We start from the raw sequence: 17509 nt of genomic DNA on the forward strand, positions 1-17509 counted from the left end.
AGTTCCCCTGAACCATATAAAGGTAACTTTTTGCGCATTTTTAACTACATCGGCCATTTATAATTCAAACACAGGCAAGCCCCACTAATGACAACCGAATCGCGTCTTACCCTGGTTACCGGGCCGGGTTCCTGCGAGATATTAAAAAAACCGGAATATTCCGCTTAATACATTGTAATTCTGTCACTCTCTTTTTATCTTTGCACCTCAAATTTTGAATCCAGTTTAATATAATTATTAACATGTACGCAATCGTAGAAATCGCAGGTCAGCAATTTAAAGTTGAAAAGGGTCGCGAAATCTTCACGCATAGGCTTGAAGGTGACGTGAACGCTGCACTTGTATTTGACAAAGTCCTTCTCGTTGATAACGGAGGCACAGTACAGGTAGGTCTTCCGACAGTAGCAGGTGCTTCTGTAAAAGCAACTGTTCTCGAACACCTGAAAGGTGAGAAAGTGATCGTTTTCAAAAAGAAACGCCGCAAAGGATACCGTGTTAAAAACGGTCACCGTCAGTATCTGACCAAAATCAGCATCGACGAAATCGTTGCCTAATCATCGGGCGGAAGCCTGAAACAGTTCTAAACAGGAAACTACAATTTAAGTATAAGATATCATGGCACATAAGAAAGGTGTAGGTAGCTCGAAAAACGGACGTGAATCGGAAAGTAAACGTCTTGGTGTAAAATTATTCGGTGGCCAGTTGGCAAAAGCAGGTAACATCCTGGTTCGTCAGCGTGGAACCAAGCACAACCCAGGTAAGAACGTAGGTATCGGCCGCGACCACACATTGTTCGCATTGGTTGATGGTAACGTGGTGTTCCGTAAGACCCGTGAAAACAGATCTTACGTTCACATCGAACCGATCGCGGTTGAAGCTGCTGCGGAAGCATAATCAATGCACCGTTAGTACTTCCCAAAGAAGCTAAAAAGAACCCGTCAGGCACCAGTTTGACGGGTTTTTTATTGGCTAATACGCCCGATGCCAAACCAAAAGGCCGCATTCGGTGTTCTCTAAACCGGAAAGTTGTTTTACCCTATCATTATCGACCATCCCCATGTTGTCACGACCTATTTTTGTATATACCGAACTGAGCCCCAACCCCAACTCGATGAAGTTCGTCCTGAATTTCGAGCTGGTACCCGATGGACTCTCGTTCGATTACCCTTCCCTGGAAGCTGCGCTGGAAGAAGGCAAGTCATCGCCGCTGGCGGCCGACCTGTTCCAGTTCCCGCACGTGAAGCGCGTATTCATCGCGAGCAACTTCATTACCATTACCAAAGGCGACGACATTGCCTGGGAAGAAGTATTGCGCGATACGAAGCAGTTCATCAAGATCTATTTCGAAGAAAATCACCCGGTATTCGAGCAAAAAACGATCGACAGCAATACGTTGATCGTCGATGCGCGGGATTCAGACACGGTACAGAAAATTAAGGCTGCATTGGATCAATATGTGCGTCCGGCGGTAGAATCGGATGGCGGTGCGATCAACTTCCATTCGTTCGATGAAGGTTCGGGCGTGGTGAAGGTACTTTTGCAAGGTTCTTGCAGCGGCTGCCCGTCGTCAACGCTCACGCTGAAAGCCGGTATCGAAAACCTGCTCACCCGCATGGTGCCTGACGTGAAAGAAGTGGTAGCAGAAGGCGTTTAATGCCTCATACATATACATTGAAAACCCTGTCGAAACCCGACAGGGTTTCTTTTTTTGAGGCGTTTTGTTAGCTTCGGCGCATGAAGCCACCGCTGGATGCATTTATCGACCGCATTGAGGCATTACAATCGACCGGTAATGCATTGTTTCCCAAAGGCATCTTTCCGGCGCAACGGTCCAACCACCTGATCGGCTACCGGCGGCCCGATACGACGATGTTCTTTTCGGCGATCACGGCATTCACGCTGCTATCCATTCGCAAATATTGCAGTTCCGAAAGCCAGGCGCAGATTGATACTATCCGCAGCCGGGTAACCGCCAACTATCCCGATTTTCAGAATAAAGACGGCCTGAAAACCTATAATTTCTGGAAAACCAAACCTTCACGCCACTTCCCGAATGGCCGTTGGTTCCACCGTTTCGAGCATTTCCGCATTCCCGACGATATTGATGATACTGCATTTGCCTATTTAACCACGGATCCTTCACAAGAGGAATTATTTTGGTTAAAAGAAAAACTGACGCTCCACGCCAACGGTGCCAAGCTTTGGATTAAAAACACTTATCCCGAGTACCAGAAGCTGCCAGCATACTCGACCTGGTTTGGCAAGAATATGTACGTAGAGTTTGATGTGAGCGTGCTGAGCAATATGCTGTACTGCATTCTACATTATAATCTCCCGCTGAATGTCCACGACGAAGCCAGTTTCGAATATATCCGTTCGGTCATTGAAACACGCCGGTATATTGATGCACCATTCCGCTGTGCACACCAGTACCCACGCACACCGCTGATCATTTACCATGTTTCGCGACTCATGGCGGCATTCAAACCCGCCGCATTGCTACCGGTTTGGGAACAGCTGGCAAACGACGCGGAAAACATTTTGAAAACCACTCGCAACCGCATGGACCGGGTCCTGCTTGCGACGTCGCTTATGCGGCTCGGCCGCGCCACGGAGCGTATCCCGGTAGAGGATTATTCGGCGAAGGATTTCAAAGGCTTTTACTTTTTTATAGCCGGCCTGCTGACGGCCTATGAAAACCCTGTGCTTTACAGGCTGTCGGTGAACCCGCTCGTGCACATGCACTGGACGTGCGAGGCCCATTGCTGGACGCTCCTGGCAGAATATGAGGCAGTTTGGAACCAGCAGCAGCCCCAGGACGCTTTACCATTATCCAATCCCAGCTAGGCAAATGGAAGACCACACGATATCATTAAAGCTCCGAGAGATTATCCGCGAAACCGACGACGCCAAAACCTTCGTTTTCGAAACACTCGACGGGAGCACATTAACCTACAAAGCCGGGCAGTTCCTCACCTTCCTTATCGATATGCATGGCCACGAGGTGCGGCGCTCCTATTCGATGAGTTCGGCACCGGGCGTGGATGCATTTCCCGCCATAACCGTCAAAAGAGTGCCTAACGGGGAGATTTCACGGTTCTGGATCGACACTGTGAAAACGGGGGATACTTTCAAAGTACTCGCACCTTCGGGGAGGTTTGTACTGGAAAAAGAAGATACCGGGGTACGGGACATTGTCCTGATCGGCGCGGGAAGCGGCATTACCCCGCTTTTCTCCCTTCTAAAACATACACTTACGCAAGATCCCGAGAGCCAGGTCACGCTGATTTACGCGAGCAGAAACGTACGCAACACACTTTTCTGGAACAATATTATCGAATGGCAGGAACGCTTTCCCGAACGGCTGCGCGTGATCCACATCCACAGCCAACCCGCAGAAGACTGGGGCGGCATTCAGGGGCGCATTAACAACACCCGCCTGGAACAGCTCGTGAGTAAATCCATCCGTTTCAAGCACGAAGACGCCCGCTTCTTCATTTGCGGACCATTTGAACTGATGCGTTCCGCGGGCATTACCCTGCATTTCATGGGCTTCCGGAGCGAGCAGATCCGCAAGGAGAACTTCGTGATCCCCTCCCCGCCTCCGCCACCGCCCGTTTCATACCCGCATCGCATCATGCTCGATTTCCGCGGGTCGATGTATGACCTGCTCGTTCCCGCACACTCGACCATCCTGGATGCTGCATTAGCCGGGGGCATACAGCTTCCGTACAGTTGCAAAGGCGGGCGCTGCGCCTCATGCGCGGCCGCGTGCACGAGCGGGAAGGTACATATGAGCGTGAACGAGGTCCTCACCGATCGCGACCTCGCAGAAGGCTGGATCTTAACCTGTTCCTCCTACGTCGATAGCGACGACGTAGCGATCGAATTCAGGCAGGAATAAAAACAAAGAAGCGTACAGACGATGCCGTACGCTTCATTTAGGTTTAGGATTAGAGGAATTTCAATGAATGAATTCCTGAAAAGGTTAAGTGTTAGGAATATTAAAGAATAAAATTTTCTTTCTTATCTTATTTACAAAATTACTTGCCAAATTGGTTTTTCCTAGCAAAATTTAAAAAAGTGTTCGAGCACGCATTAAAAAAAGCACATTGGGCTCGTGCACGCATAGGACTACTAATAGTGGTTTTTGGTCAGGTAAAGCTAATGTGCGGCATCAATAATCTCAAATTTATCATAAAAAAAATTTGAAAAATTTTGTTCAGCATAGTTGCCTTTCACTAGAAACACGCTATTTAACCCATCTTCATAATTACTTGTTAGATTTGCTGAACGGAACCGAAAAATCCCTGAATAATAGTCGAGTGTGAAAAAGAAAATTGTCAGAATCAAAGATATAGCCGAAAGGGCACAAACCTCCAAAGGCACCGTGGACCGCGTGTTGCACAACCGCGGCAGAGTGGCAGACGATGTACGGGAGCGAATCCTGGCCATCATTAAAGAGTTGAACTACGAGCCAAACCTGATCGCCCAATCGCTGAAATCCCAGCGGGCTTTCAATCTCGCGGCCCTTATCCCCGACCCTAACCTCGACTCCTACTGGGAAGCACCCCACAATGGTCTTGAAAAGGCCGAGAAAGAACTCCGGCAGTACGGGGTACGCATTACCAAGTTCATATTCAATTCGCATTCCGACACTTCTTTTATTGCCAAAGCCAAAGAAGTAGGCCGCGAACATCCCGACGGCCTGCTAATCGCGCCGATATTCTATAAGGAAGCGTTACCGTTCTTCAAAGAGTGGGCAGAAATGGGTATTCCTTATGTCCTTTTTAACACGCAGATCGAGCACGTGAACCCGCTGTGCTACATCGGGCAGGATTCGTACCGGAGCGGCTCGCTGGCGGCGAAAATACTGCGTTTCGGGTTGCATTCACCGGGTACTGTGCTGGTGGCACACGTGAATGAGGACATTTCCAACTCGGCGCATTTGATCACCAAGGAAGAAGGCTTTCGCGATTATTTCAAAAGTGAGCAGCTGGAAGATACATTTAAGGTGATCAGCAAGGAAATCAACTTCCCGGACGATGAAGGTCCCGATAAGCAGCTCGACGACCTACGCAAGCAATACCCCGACCTAAGTGCGATATACGTTACCAACTCCAAGGCATTTGAAGTAGCAGCATATCTTGAAAAGAACGCATTGAAGGACATCAAACTGATCGGCTATGACCTTATCGGCCGTAACCAGCAATACCTCAACAAAGGCATTATCGACTTCCTGATCAATCAAAATCCGCTGGGACAGGGTTACTGGGGCATTCACCAGCTGGCCAACCATTTGATTTTCAAAAAGGAAATCCCTGCGATCAAATTCCTGCCGCTCGATATTATTACCAAAGAAAATCTGGATTACTATCTCGATCCGCAATGATGCAACGACGGTGCTGGGTGGGCAGGTGTAGTCACGTGTGGTCATTTATAGTCAGGTATGGTTAGGTGTAGTCAGGTGTAGTCATTTGTAGTCAGGTATGGTCATTTGTGGTCAAGTATGGTCGGAATTATACTCTGTGACGAAGGAAAATGCAGCGTATAAATCGCGTAGCGATGAAATGTAGGTAGCAATCGGACCGCATGCTATATTTCGAAAAATGCCGTCAGGCATGTAGCAACAGTGCATTGTTGTTACATGCCTGACGGCATTTTAACATAATCCATCGGATTGCGTTTCCTACCGATGTTACATGCCTGATCGCATTGGGCTCCTGTTCAATTTAAAAACGAAACGCACCCTACAACCCTTGACCACCACCTGACCACAAATGACAACACCTGATTCTCTTGACAATCAATGACCACACTTGACAACCTCTCCTCCAAGTTGCATTACGCATAAAGGTTACAAATCCCCAAACTGGCTATACATTTCTTTGAGTTTCGGCTCGGTTTCCTTTGCGCGGATGTCTTTCCGGAGCGCTGTCACGCCCTGAATGTCCGTGAGCAATCCCAGCGCCTGAAATGCGCCGAAACGTACGAAATACGAAGAATTGTCGCGTGCGAGGCCTTCAAGGATCGGAATGCTTTTGCGCTGGATGTCCTGCTTCGATTTGATGAGGTACTTACCAAACACTTGCAGGAAGTTGTATTTCTCCGTCGGCTTCATTGCGTTCATCTTCGTGAGGAACCAGTCGAAGCGCTCGGGCTGGGCCAGGCCGGCGTAATAATTACCTACCGAGGTAATGATGGCGTCATTAGGCGAATTTTCGAACTGCGCCGCCACTTCCGCCGCGTCGTTGGGCTGGCTCATGAGGTATTTCTCAATGGCTACCGACGCTACGAGGTAAGAGCTATCGGCCAATGCCGCTTTGAAAATCGGATCGCTGTTATTGTCGCCGAATGAAGCCAGCGTAATGATCGCCTCCGAGCGTACCTGCGGATGCGGGTCCTTTTGTGCGCGGTTCTGGATCACTTTTTCAATGTCTGCAAAGCCTTCCCCGGCATATTCAGCGAAGTTACTGATTGCCATCTGGCGCAGTTTCCAGAAAGGATCGTCCATGGCTTTCACCAGGATTTTGCGTGCGGTCGTATCGGCCAGCGCTCCTTCGAGTGAGGATAATGCTTCGTATTTATGCAGGAACCGGTCGGAATTGACATATTGAAACTCCATTTCCGGTCTATTCTTCTCATGCTCGACAACCGCCAGCAGGTTCGCATCGGCATCGAATATCACGAGGTCGGGCTTTTTTGCCGCCGGGAATTCGAGCGTCTGGTTTACTTTATCTACCACCACATCGTAACGGCTTCTTTTGCCCGAAACCCACACATCCACTTTCGTAGGCAGGCGATAAACGGTCGTAGCCAGCGTATCCTGTGTTTGTTTTATTTTCAAAACCACCTTTGACTGAGCCGGCACAAATTGCTGGTCGATCTTCAACGACGGATGTCCCGGCCTGTGGAACCACTGATCGAAGAACCAGTTCAAATCCTGGCCTGTCACTTTCTCGAAAGAAATGCGCAACTCGTCTATCTCGGCGGTACCGAATGCATGTGATTTAAGATACAGCTGCAATGCCGCGAAGAATGCATCGTCGCCCACCAGCGACCGCAGCATATGCAAAATGCGGCCTCCCTTGGCATAAGAATGCGCGTCGAACATATTCTCGCGGTCCTTATAAAAGTAGCGGACCATCGGCACCTGCTTGGTTTCCGACTCTGCCAGGTATTCTTTCGTTTCCTGCAAATTCCCCCAGTCGGCCTCGAACCGACCATCGTTATACTCGCTCCAAAGGTATTCGGCATAGTTGGCGAACGACTCGTTCAAAGGCAATTGCCCCCATTCTTCGGCCGTCACATAATCGCCGAACCAGTGATGTGCAAGCTCGTGAGCGATTACAGCATCGGAATTTCCGTCAACGAGCGAGCGGGCATCATTTTGCACGCCTTCCTCATGCACTGTCGCCGTGGTATTCTCCATAGCGCCGGCTACAAAATCACGCACGGCAATCTGCGCATATTTCTCCCACGGATACTCCACACCGAAGATATTGGTAAAAAAACCCATCATTTCCGGCGTCCGCCCGAAGATCGCGTGCGCGTCGGCACCATATTTCGGCTCCACGTAATAGCTTAGTTCGAGACCATTCGGCATCATATCCTTCGCTACCGCAAAATCACCCACGGCAATCATCGCAAGGTAAGGAGCGTGTGGGCGGGTTTGCTTCCAGTGATCGGTACGCAAGCCTTTTTTGCCTTCCTCCTGCCCCACGAGCAAGCCATTGGAGAGGGTTTTATAGGTACTGTCGACAGTGATGTAAATGTCCTGGGTAAACTTCTGGTTAGGCGCGTCGATCGTCGGGAACCAGCAAGAGCTGCCCTCGGTCTCACCCTGCGTCCATACCTGGCGCGGCTTGCCTTCGTCGAGGCCGTCGGCATTGATAAAGTACAACCCTTTATCGGATGCACTGTCGTCCTCCTTTCCTCTCGGCACATCGTTTGGCTTCGCGACGTAATCGATTTTCACGAAAAGCGTATCCTTACGGGTATATTCCTGGCCCAGCTTAATGGTGAGCTTACGCTTGTCGTAGGTAAATTCGAGCTTCTTTTTGACTTTTCCCGCAATTTCCTCCCCAGTCAGGTCGCCATATTCACCAGCGGCATCCAGCATGGAAATACCCTTAATTTCAAACCCTTTTGCATCGAGTTCGAGTGTATTCTGCGGATAAAAGTGGGGTTTGAACTTCAATATCGCGGATGCGGGTACCTGCTGTTTTACCCAATCCAGCTGCAAATCCAGCCGGGTATATAAAATGTCGCTTTTGCGGGCTCTTTCGGGCCGGTAAGGTCCCTGCTTGGTTACCGTACCTGGATTTCTTCTGTAGAGTGTGTCAGCATCGACGCCAGCCAGGGCCGGAGCGCTGAATGAAAGAGAAAGTATGCCAAAAACTGTAAAGATCAATCGGTTCAAAGAAGGCCTTTTAATATCACCGGTCATATCCGCTTTCTGATTGATTGCTAGGAAGTAAGTCAATGTAAATAAGTTAATAAACGATTTTCTGGTGTTTTCAGGCCACTGCTATACCCGCAGCAGCGCACCCGCCTCTGCGGCCCTTCTGGCCGGGATGTACGAAACAACCATAGTTATCATAACGACAATTACGCCCGTGTAGAGTATGTCTTCCCAAATTAATTTAACGGGATAAGCATCCACCAGCGAGGTGGTCATACCCATCGAAACAAAGCCGTACCGCATTTGCAGCCAGCAAATCGCAATGCCGCCCAAAAGCCCCGCAATGGCGCCCGAAAATGCCACAATCGCCCCTTCGGCCAAAAAGATCCTCCGGACCAGCGACTGCGTTGCACCCATCGCGAACAGCATCGAAACGTCCTTCTTCTTCTCGATCGCTAACATACTGAGCGAGAAAAAGATATTGATTGCAGCTACTAAAATAATCAGCGAAAGGGTGACTGCCACAAAAAGCTTTTCCATTTTTATTGCCCGGAGCAGATCCGCATTCAGCGAATCCCGGTCTTTCACTACAAAAGCCTTGCCCAGCTTCGCACCGATTTCCTCGCTCACTTCCTTCTCGGTGTAGCCCGGTGCTGTGTAAACTTCCAGGGCGGAAAGCTCCCCATTGTATCCCATCAGGCTTTCAACCTGTTTCAACGGGGCAATAATGTAATCGTCATAGCGCGATTCGATGGAGAAAACACCACCCGGGCGAAGGTTCAGCTGATTGAATGCCTCGGGGGACGTCAGGTTAAGCGTTTTCGTGCCGGTACGCGGGTACAGCAGTTCAAGTGGCGTGAATATGTCTTCGAGAGAGATAGACAATGCATTCCGGATACCTTCGGCGATGATCGCGTAGGGTGTGCCATTATCCCCGACAAGCTTCACCGAGCCCTCTATGATGGCGGTATCAAGCTGTTTCTGCTGTTCGAATGTACTGTCGACGCCTTTCAGCCGGATAATCGTTTGCTGGCTTCCATAGCGGGCCAGTGCATTATCTTCGACCACCTTCGTAACGAGTTTCACCCCTTTTACCGCTTTCAGTTCATCCATCAAAGCCGGCGTCATCTTAAACCGCTTGCCTTCTGCGGGTACAATGCGCACGTCCGAATCGAACGTCTTGAAAATCTGCCGGTTGAGGTCCTCCATCCCGTTGAACACCGACAATACCACTACCATAGCCATCGTCCCGACCGCCACGCCGGCCATAGCGATGCGAGCGATCAGACTGATGAAACTCCTTTTGTTACGCGAAAAAAAGTAGCGAACGGCAATCCGGTAGGAAATGTCCATGGGCTCGAACTTGAAATCAGTAGCTATCTTCTTCCTCGTCGGGCTGTGCAGGCGGGATCACCAGATCCGCAAACAACTGATCCATTTTAGCCGCATATTCGGCAGTATCGTCGATATAGAATTGCAGGTGCGGAACGATCCTTAGCTGGTGGCGGACACGTTCGGCAAGCTTCTGACGGATGAAACGGGTATTTTCCCGGATCGTTTCCAGCAGCATCGTTTTGTTTTTATCGGGCAGGAAACTCAGGTACGCGCGCGCAATGCTCAGGTCGGGCGTTACCCGCACGGCCGTGATCGTCACAAAAGCACCACTTGTTAAATGCTGGGCATCCTTCTGGAAAATCTCGCCCAGGTCTTTCTGTATTTGTCTGCCTACTTTTTGTTGTCTTTTCGATTCCATGTCTTGAATGTTAAACGGAGGGGTTTATCCGGTCCTGACCGCACATCCTGGTTCACCAGTTAGGATGATGTAAACTAACATCTCCTAAATCATTCCCTCTCTCCTTTCAATAAGTACAAATATCCATACTTATTTTGTTTTTGTAGAACCCGGCATTGTAATTTCGTGAAACTTATTCCCATAAGATACCTAATCCACCAGCCGCTTGCTTAGTTTTTTTCGCGTAAATGCACGGTACCAGACCATCAGTTTAGTAGTATTCTTCCTGCTGCTCCGTCTCCCCTTTTTCCTGGGCGGCGCGCCGTTGCTGATACCCGAGCTGAGCTGGATGCTCGTGGGTGAGCAAATGGGGCGCGGGTTTATGCTCTACCGCGATGTGTGGGACAACGTAAGCCCGTTCTCGGGCCTTACCTACTGGCTCATCGACAGCCTCTTCGGCCGTGCACAATGGGTGTACCAGCTTGCGGCCATGGGCGTTTCGCTTGTGCAGATATTGTATTTCAACTACGTGATCCACTCGCGCGACGTGTTCCCCGAGCGCACGTTCCTGCCAGGCGCATTGTACGCACTGTTTCTGAATATCTCTTTCGATATGGGCACATTGTCGCCTATGTTGCTGGCCAATACTTTCCTGCTTTTCGCATTCGGCTCCATTGTTAAAATGCTGGTCAGGAGAGAGGTCACCACGCAGGTTTTCGAGCTGGGGCTTTACATCGGTATCGCTACACTGTTTTACCTGCCCGCGTCGCTGTTCATGGTATGGGCATTTCTGGCATTGCTGTTCTATACCGGTTCCACTTTCCGCCACCATTTGCTCGGCCTGTTCGGTTCGATATTCCCGTTGCTGATGGTCGTGCTGTTTTTCTACCTGAACAACGGCATGGAGAGCCTGAACCGGAACCTGCTCACCTCGGTATTCCAGGTAAAACAATACAACCTCAACGACTTTTCGTCCCTGCTTGCGTCGCTTTTGCTGCCGCTGGGTTTCGGGATCATGGGTTTCATGCGGATTTTCACGACGCTCCGGTTCGTGAACTATCAAACGCGCATTCAGCAGGTAATGGCTCTTTGGTTTATTGCCGCGGTATTTACGATCCCGTTGATGCAGTTCCTGGCACCCATGCAATTCGTGATATTCATTCCGCCGGCGGCATTCTTCGCCACGCATTACTTCCAGAGTTTCAAAAAGAACAGCTGGGCCGATGAGTTGCAGTTCACCCTCATGGGCGCGATGATCGTTTTAATACAGTATCAGGGGTTACGCGGCGTGCTACCCGGCGTGGCCATGGGTAAGCTGGAAAACCTGCGGGCCAAGCCGGCCAGTTTGCCGGAGCAGATCCAGAACAAGCGCATTCTGGTTTTGGGACAAAATTCAGGGGAGTACATCAATAACCTCACAGCCACTCCCTACCTCAACTGGGAACTGGCGAGCTACGATTTGCAGAACCTCGATAACTTCGATAGCGTGATCCACGTCTACGACAACTTCCGCAAAGATCCGCCCGAATTCGTGATCGACAAGGTAAATATCATGCCGAAACTCCTGAACCGGGTTCCGGCATTGAAAAAGCAATATATTCTAAGCCCCTGGAAAGGTATTTACCAAAGAGCTTATTAGCACGAAATCTTGTCGACGCGCGTCTGGTGACGGCCTCCTTCGAATTCGGTACTTAAAAATGCTTCCAGGCTGGCCAGAGCAGTTTCCAGCTCAATGAACCGCACGGGAAAACAAATCACGTTCGCATCATTATGCTGGCGGGCCAAAGGCGCGAGCGGCAAATCCCACACGAGCGCAGCGCGCACGCCCTGGTGCTTGTTCGCGGTGATGCACACGCCCTGTCCGCTTCCACAAAGCAACACGCCCTTTTCGAACTCCTTGCTTTCCACACCGCTGGCCACCGGATGCGCGAAATCTGCGTAATCCGCCGAGTCAGCACTGTATGTTCCGAAATCCTTTACTTCGAAACCATTGGTGGTAAGCCAGTCGATAACCGGTTGCTTGTAGGGGAAACCTGCGTGATCGGAGCCGATAGCAATTTTTCTCATTACTTTTTTGTTAATTACAGTCCACCGTTCGTTAGCGAAAGCGGACAGAGTGAAAAGTTTTTTATTATTGGGTTAATGGTACAAAGTTACCATTATACTGATCAACAACTCAATTGAATGCTAAATATGAGTGAAGAAGTAAAACCTACCAACGGAGAATTAGTGGATGTTTCTCTCCTCAATCCGGCGGTCCCGGAAGATGAGAAAAGGATCAAGGAGGCGTTTGAAGACCGCAACTGGAACGAAATCAAGAGTGCCGACTCATGGGTTGTATTTAAAGTAATGGCCGAATTCGTAGAAGGGTTTGACAAACTGGCTAAAATTGGCCCGTGCGTCTCCATTTTCGGTTCCGCCCGTACATTGCCCGACAACCCTCATTATAAAACCGCGGAAGAAATTGCGGCAAAGCTTGTCCGTCACGGCTACGGTGTGATCACCGGCGGCGGGCCCGGTATCATGGAAGCCGGTAACAAAGGTGCATTCGAGCAGGGCGGTAAGTCCGTCGGACTGAACATCAAACTGCCGTTCGAGCAGCATAGTAACCTGTACATTGATCACGACAAGAGCATCAACTTCGATTTCTTCTTCGTGCGAAAAGTAATGTTCGTTAAGTATTCGCAAGGCTTCATAGTCATGCCGGGCGGTTTTGGTACGCTCGACGAACTTTTCGAAGCGATGACGTTGATACAGACCAAAAAAATCGGCCGTTTTCCGATCGTTCTCGTGGGCACTGCCTATTGGTCAGGTCTGATCGAATGGATCAAAGGAACCATGCTGACCGAGCATAATATCAATCCGGAAGACTTGAAACTGATCAGCCTGGTGGATACTCCCGACGAGGCCGTGAAAGTGATCGACATGTTCTATTCGAAATACCTCCTGAAACCCAACTTCTAACAACAGATATTCTCCTAACCGGGTTCTCCAAACGGGGCCATATCATCAGAACGACAGGTATGGCCCGGCTTTTTGTATCACCGCCTCGTCCAGCACTTTTACGTTCCGCAACTCTTCCAGCGAACGAAACGCCCCGTGCTGTGTGCGATAGTTGATCAAAACCTGCATTTGCTTTCTGTTCCTCAGGTAGGGATGCCGCCCAAGTTCCTCCGCGGTAGCAGTATTAATGTTGATCTTTTTAACCGCGCTACCCACCTTCGCGAAGCGCTTCAACTCGGATAAGGCAAGAGAATCGAGTCCGTAAACCTCATTGAACTGCTCGGTAGAATGGAAACCGCCCAGCCCGTCACGGAACTTCACAATCCGCAGAGCCAGCTTGCTGCCGATTCCTTTCAAGCGGATCAGCTCAGTCGTATCGCATTGGTTAATGTCGAATACCTGAATGCTGTTTTTTACCTCGTACTTACCACCTGTGCCCGGGGAACGTTTTGAAGAACTTTGCTGCGCTGCATTAAAACCCCGTTTCTGGTCGCTGATCACCATGTATCGCTCCAACCGCGCATAGAGGTCCGGCGGGAAATCGTAAATCTTCATCAGATCTTCCTTCCGATTGAAGCGCCCGCCCTTATTTCTGAACCTTTCAATGCGTCCCGCCAGAAACCCGGAAATGCCCACCCCCATCAGCTCACGTACCGAGGCTGTGTTAGGATCAAACCTGACGAGCTTTATTTGTTCAGGCCTCAATGCAGCCGGCTCGTTTGCAGCAGGCCTGTTCCGAGGCTTGTACTTTGTTGCCTGCTGCCTCTCCAAGAGCAATGCAATACTATCCAGCACCCTCCGCTCAGGCGGCGGACTGCCGGTTGGCACGAAAGGCAAAATCCAGCGTCGGAAAATGAAGGGCATCCAGATAATCACCGCGCAGCATACCATCATCACCAGGGCACCGCGCGCTTCCTTCCGGGATATTCCGAAAAAGTCTTCTAAACCATTTAAAATTCTCTGATACATACGTCGTCGGGATTGTTTTCTCCTTTTGACGCAGCACCGGCATTTTGGTAACAGGTTTTAAAACACAAATGAGCAGACGGTAAGCCGCCTGCCCATTTTGTGAACCTTAATTGTATGTAATTATTGATTTACATAAACACCGCCCGCGCTGGCCGACAATGTTACCGGAACTCCTCCTCCATTCATTTTACCCTGAACACGGTCTTTTTCAGCCGAGCCATCGAAATTTTTAAGCGGAATAGCCACTCTGTTACCTCTCAGGTTCAGGTCGACGCCTTTATCCAGCGGCATCGTGACGCGCACGCTGCCTGCGGATGTAGAAAGGTCAACATATTTACCCAGCGATTTCAGTTCCAGCTCGATGCTGCCGGCGCTGGTATTGGCGCGAACGCTGCCCGAAACGTCGGCCAACCGCACCGAGCCACCCGAGGTACCGGCATCGAGTGAACCGTCAACGCCCTCGCCACGAATGCTTCCGCCGCTCGTATGCGCCAGGATATCGCCATTCAACTTGTTCAGTTCGATACTGCCGCCGGAAGTTTTCAACTCGATTTTACCTTTCAACTCATTCGCTTTAATGCTTCCGCCACTGGTATGCAGGTTAATTTCCTTGCTGCAATGCGCCACATCAATGCTGCCGCCCGAAGTACGGCCATGAATTACACCGTCGAGGTCGTCGATTTTCAGGCTGCCGCCGCTAGTCTGGAAGTTTTGAGGCCCGGTCAGAGAAGCGATTTTAATGCTTCCGCCGCTGGTTTTAAGATTCGTAGCCACATTGCGAGGGGCTGTCACTTTGAACGCGATGGAGATGCTCCGTTTTTCATTCCATTGCAGGTTGCTTTTTCTTTTTGCGGTGGCAACCACTTTGCTACCTTCGGTACCGATCAGGATATCGTAGTCTTCGAGACGATCTTCGATCTCCTCTTTACTCAATTCCTTATTGCCGTTCCAGCCATTGCTGCGTATGTACATCTCTACTTTGAATCCATCCGATTGACCACCCAGCACCGAAATGGAGCCACCGGAAGTTTCTACCTGTAATTCTTTCAGGGACGAGCCGTTGAAGTTTTTTGTAACGTAAGGTTTGTCATCATCGCCTTGCGCAAACGCGCTTACGAAACACAGCGCGGACAGGACGAAAGTTAGTAATTGTTTCATTTTCATGGAAGTCTGTGATTTGTTTGACCAAGGATGTAAAAGCCGGCACCCAGGTTGCATGTAGTATCTTCAAAAGTTACAACCCGGTACAATTTTTGCTACTTTAGAGTCAAAACCAGGTAAAACCATGAAAACATATCGCGTAAAAGCCGTCCGTGAAACCGAGGAAGCATTGGTATTCGAAATCCTCCAAAACCTCCAACGAAAAGGAACGATTGTGTTCGAAGAAGAACAGATAGAACCAAAGCCTAAAGCAACTACACCTGCCACGGAAGAGCAGGTGCAGGAGATTATTGATGAAGCGGAGTTGATGCCTTATTATTCCGAACAGGAGGCAAAGAAAATCCTCCATTTGTAAGGATTATTTTTTGTGAATTTCAACGACGTTGATTTCGTCATACGTTGCAGTGCGGCCCCAACCGCATTGTACAGTGCTCTTTGAACCTGTCAGGGTGTATTTCAAATGGACCGGCGTGAAGCTGTAATAGTCTTCGATCTTACCCAGTTCCTTCTCTATTTTCGCCCTGGACGCTTCGCTTGGCAGCACCGAATAGGTCGAATCCTTGGAGGCGATCGAGAAGTGCCATGAACAACCGTCGGTGGCAAGCATATTCGTCCAGGTTGCATCTTCTTCGTACACCTGCTCATTGATGTCGCCACTTTCATCGTGGCAGCCTATCCAGGCCAGCAAACCGAATAAAACAATCAGGGCTTTCATGGTTAAAGGGGTTTATATTTCGGTTAGACACACCCTTTTCCGAATTAGTTGGAAGCAAAGTTACTTTTCTGTCTTTTTAAGAAATCGGGCAAACCATTTCCCCGACTCCTTCACCGTGCGCTCCTGCGTTTTAAAGTCTACAAATACCAGACCAAAGCGGGCCGAATAACCGTGCGCCCACTCAAAATTATCCAGCAACGTCCATGCAAAATAACCGGTAATATTGACCCCCTCGTTCTTCGCCTTTTTAACGGCATCGAGGTATTCCTGGTAGTAACCCGTCCGCTCTTGGTCATCCACTTTACCATCCTGCGGCTTATCTTTAAATGCAGCCCCGTTTTCAGTAATCACCAGTTCGCGAACACCCTGGTATCGGTGAAACTGCTTTAAGATCTCATACATCCCCATGGGGCTGACCTCCCAGCCCAAACCGGTCGTAGGAACATTCCTGAGCGTGGCCGGCACTTCCTTTAGCCACATTACCGGCGCCAGGTACGAATGCTGCACCACCACACTGAAATAGTTTTGCAGGCCCCAGAAGTCAAAATCGAATTTTAACCGTTCGCGGTCACCCTCGCGCATGAACCTTTTGATATTGGATAAAAAAGGAAATGCATCCTTGGGATAACCCAGCCCCAATGCCGGCTCGATAAAAAGCCGGTTCATGAGCGCGTCCGCCCGACGCGCCGCCCGAATATCCGCGGCACTCTGGCTATTAGGAACCACGTAAGAGCAGGAAATTGCATTGCCAATGCGCGCTTCGGGCAACAGCCGCCGCAGCACCCGGCCACCTTCCGCCTGACTGAGGGCCAGGTGATGCACCACGGGCAGGAAATTATGGATTCCCTTGTTCCCGGGAGCGTGCTCGCCGGTGGTATAGCCAAGCCCGGCTACGGCCATGGGCTCATTCAATACGATCCAGTGCCGCACGCGGTCACCAAATGCATGGGCGCACACGGCGGTGTACTCCGCAAACCATTCCACAATGCGCCGGTTCTTCCAGCCGCCTGATTTCTCCAGTACCTGCGGCAAATCCCAATGGTACAGCGTGATCCACGGCTCGATACCCAGCGCAATGCACCGGTCGATCAGCCGGTTATAATAGTCGATCCCCGCCTGGTTCACACGCCCGTGCCCGTCGGGCAATATGCGCGACCACGAAATTGAAAACCGGAACTGTTCAAACCCCAGCTCCCTTACCAGTTCCAGGTCCTGCTCGTAACGGTGATAAAAGTCACAGGCATGCCGTGCATGATCACCATTCCGGATTTTGCCTTTCTTTCTTGCAAAAACATCCCAGACGCAATCGCTCCGGCCATCGTCATGTACGGCGCCCTCGATCTGGTACGCCGCCGTTGCCACACCCCATTTAAAATCACTTCCAAAATCCTCCCGCGCCAAAGGGCTCGTCGTCGACGGCCTGTGCCCCGATTGCTTCGTATGTTGGTTAATAACTGTTGTCAAGTCTGTGTACCGGTTACTTTCAGATACGAAAGTTAAAACTAATATGTAAACAAAAGCCCTT

General features: G+C 50.1%; 17 protein-coding genes. 9 read left to right on the forward strand and 8 right to left on the reverse strand.

The window, feature by feature from the left end:
- Positions 1-242: 242 nt before the first annotated feature.
- From rplU to J2Y43_RS03345, 6 genes are all read left to right on the forward strand, one after another.
- Complete coding sequence (rplU, locus tag J2Y43_RS03320) at positions 243-554, forward strand: 50S ribosomal protein L21 (protein WP_015814326.1); 312 nt, start codon at positions 243-245, stop codon at positions 552-554.
- Positions 555-615: 61 nt separating this feature from the next.
- Positions 616-894: a 50S ribosomal protein L27 gene (gene rpmA / locus J2Y43_RS03325; protein ID WP_015814325.1), complete on the forward strand. Its 279-nt coding sequence runs from the start codon at positions 616-618 to the stop codon at positions 892-894.
- A gap of 163 nt (positions 895-1057) precedes the next feature.
- Complete coding sequence (locus J2Y43_RS03330; protein WP_106596132.1) at positions 1058-1654, forward strand: NifU family protein; 597 nt, start codon at positions 1058-1060, stop codon at positions 1652-1654.
- 80 nt (positions 1655-1734) lie between these two features.
- Positions 1735-2847 (forward strand): hypothetical protein, encoded by a 1113-nt coding sequence (locus J2Y43_RS03335; RefSeq protein ID WP_309981272.1) that lies wholly within the window; start codon positions 1735-1737, stop codon positions 2845-2847.
- Positions 2848-2851: 4 nt separating this feature from the next.
- Positions 2852-3904, forward strand: a complete 1053-nt coding sequence (locus J2Y43_RS03340) for a ferredoxin--NADP reductase (protein ID WP_309981271.1) — start codon at positions 2852-2854, stop codon at positions 3902-3904.
- A 423-nt stretch (positions 3905-4327) separates the two neighbouring features.
- Positions 4328-5392, forward strand: a complete 1065-nt coding sequence (locus J2Y43_RS03345; RefSeq protein ID WP_309981270.1) for a substrate-binding domain-containing protein — start codon at positions 4328-4330, stop codon at positions 5390-5392.
- A gap of 465 nt (positions 5393-5857) precedes the next feature.
- Here J2Y43_RS03345 and J2Y43_RS03350 read toward each other — a convergent pair whose 3' ends face one another.
- The 3 genes from J2Y43_RS03350 to rbfA form a co-directional block, all read right to left on the reverse strand.
- Positions 5858-8422, reverse strand: coding sequence for a M1 family metallopeptidase (locus J2Y43_RS03350; protein WP_310226390.1), 2565 nt, complete (start codon positions 8420-8422; stop codon positions 5858-5860).
- 108 nt (positions 8423-8530) lie between these two features.
- Positions 8531-9757 carry an FtsX-like permease family protein gene (locus J2Y43_RS03355; RefSeq protein ID WP_309981268.1) on the reverse strand — a complete coding sequence of 409 codons (1227 nt, stop codon included), beginning with the start codon at positions 9755-9757 and terminating at the stop codon, positions 8531-8533.
- Positions 9758-9773: 16 nt separating this feature from the next.
- The gene (rbfA, locus tag J2Y43_RS03360; RefSeq protein ID WP_223402948.1) at positions 9774-10157 is read right to left on the reverse strand and encodes a 30S ribosome-binding factor RbfA; all 384 of its coding nucleotides are present in this window, start codon (positions 10155-10157) and stop codon (positions 9774-9776) included.
- Between the two features lie 205 nt (positions 10158-10362).
- On the opposite strand from rbfA, the gene J2Y43_RS03365 reads away from it, so the two are divergent.
- Positions 10363-11775 carry a hypothetical protein gene (locus tag J2Y43_RS03365; protein WP_309981267.1) on the forward strand — a complete coding sequence of 471 codons (1413 nt, stop codon included), beginning with the start codon at positions 10363-10365 and terminating at the stop codon, positions 11773-11775.
- Here the strand turns inward: J2Y43_RS03365 and rpiB are convergent.
- Positions 11772-12203 carry a ribose 5-phosphate isomerase B gene (gene rpiB / locus J2Y43_RS03370; RefSeq protein WP_015814316.1) on the reverse strand — a complete coding sequence of 144 codons (432 nt, stop codon included), beginning with the start codon at positions 12201-12203 and terminating at the stop codon, positions 11772-11774. The two genes, J2Y43_RS03365 and rpiB, sit on opposite strands and share 4 nt — an antisense overlap.
- Positions 12204-12329: 126 nt before the next feature.
- On the opposite strand from rpiB, the gene J2Y43_RS03375 reads away from it, so the two are divergent.
- The gene (locus J2Y43_RS03375; RefSeq protein ID WP_309981266.1) at positions 12330-13100 is read left to right on the forward strand and encodes a TIGR00730 family Rossman fold protein; all 771 of its coding nucleotides are present in this window, start codon (positions 12330-12332) and stop codon (positions 13098-13100) included.
- A 45-nt stretch (positions 13101-13145) separates the two neighbouring features.
- Here the strand turns inward: J2Y43_RS03375 and J2Y43_RS03380 are convergent, their stop codons facing one another.
- Positions 13146-14108: a helix-hairpin-helix domain-containing protein gene (locus J2Y43_RS03380; protein ID WP_309981265.1), complete on the reverse strand. Its 963-nt coding sequence runs from the start codon at positions 14106-14108 to the stop codon at positions 13146-13148.
- Positions 14109-14228: 120 nt separating this feature from the next.
- Positions 14229-15272: a DUF4097 family beta strand repeat-containing protein gene (locus tag J2Y43_RS03385; protein ID WP_309981264.1), complete on the reverse strand. Its 1044-nt coding sequence runs from the start codon at positions 15270-15272 to the stop codon at positions 14229-14231.
- Between the two features lie 121 nt (positions 15273-15393).
- Here J2Y43_RS03385 and J2Y43_RS03390 point away from each other — a divergent pair, with 121 nt between their 5' ends.
- Complete coding sequence (locus tag J2Y43_RS03390; RefSeq protein ID WP_309981263.1) at positions 15394-15624, forward strand: hypothetical protein; 231 nt, start codon at positions 15394-15396, stop codon at positions 15622-15624.
- A gap of 3 nt (positions 15625-15627) precedes the next feature.
- On the opposite strand, the gene J2Y43_RS03395 is transcribed toward J2Y43_RS03390, so the two are convergent.
- Both J2Y43_RS03395 and J2Y43_RS03400 read right to left on the reverse strand, forming a co-directional pair.
- A complete protein-coding gene (locus J2Y43_RS03395; protein WP_309981262.1) occupies positions 15628-15984 on the reverse strand; it encodes a hypothetical protein in 357 nt (118 codons plus the stop codon).
- A gap of 60 nt (positions 15985-16044) precedes the next feature.
- Entirely contained in the window at positions 16045-17448 is a 1404-nt protein-coding gene (locus tag J2Y43_RS03400) for a GH1 family beta-glucosidase (protein ID WP_309981261.1), read from the reverse strand.
- Between the last annotated feature and the right edge of the window lie 61 nt (positions 17449-17509).

It is taken from the genome of Dyadobacter sp. BE31, from assembly GCF_031457695.1.
Classification (GTDB): domain Bacteria; phylum Bacteroidota; class Bacteroidia; order Cytophagales; family Spirosomataceae; genus Dyadobacter.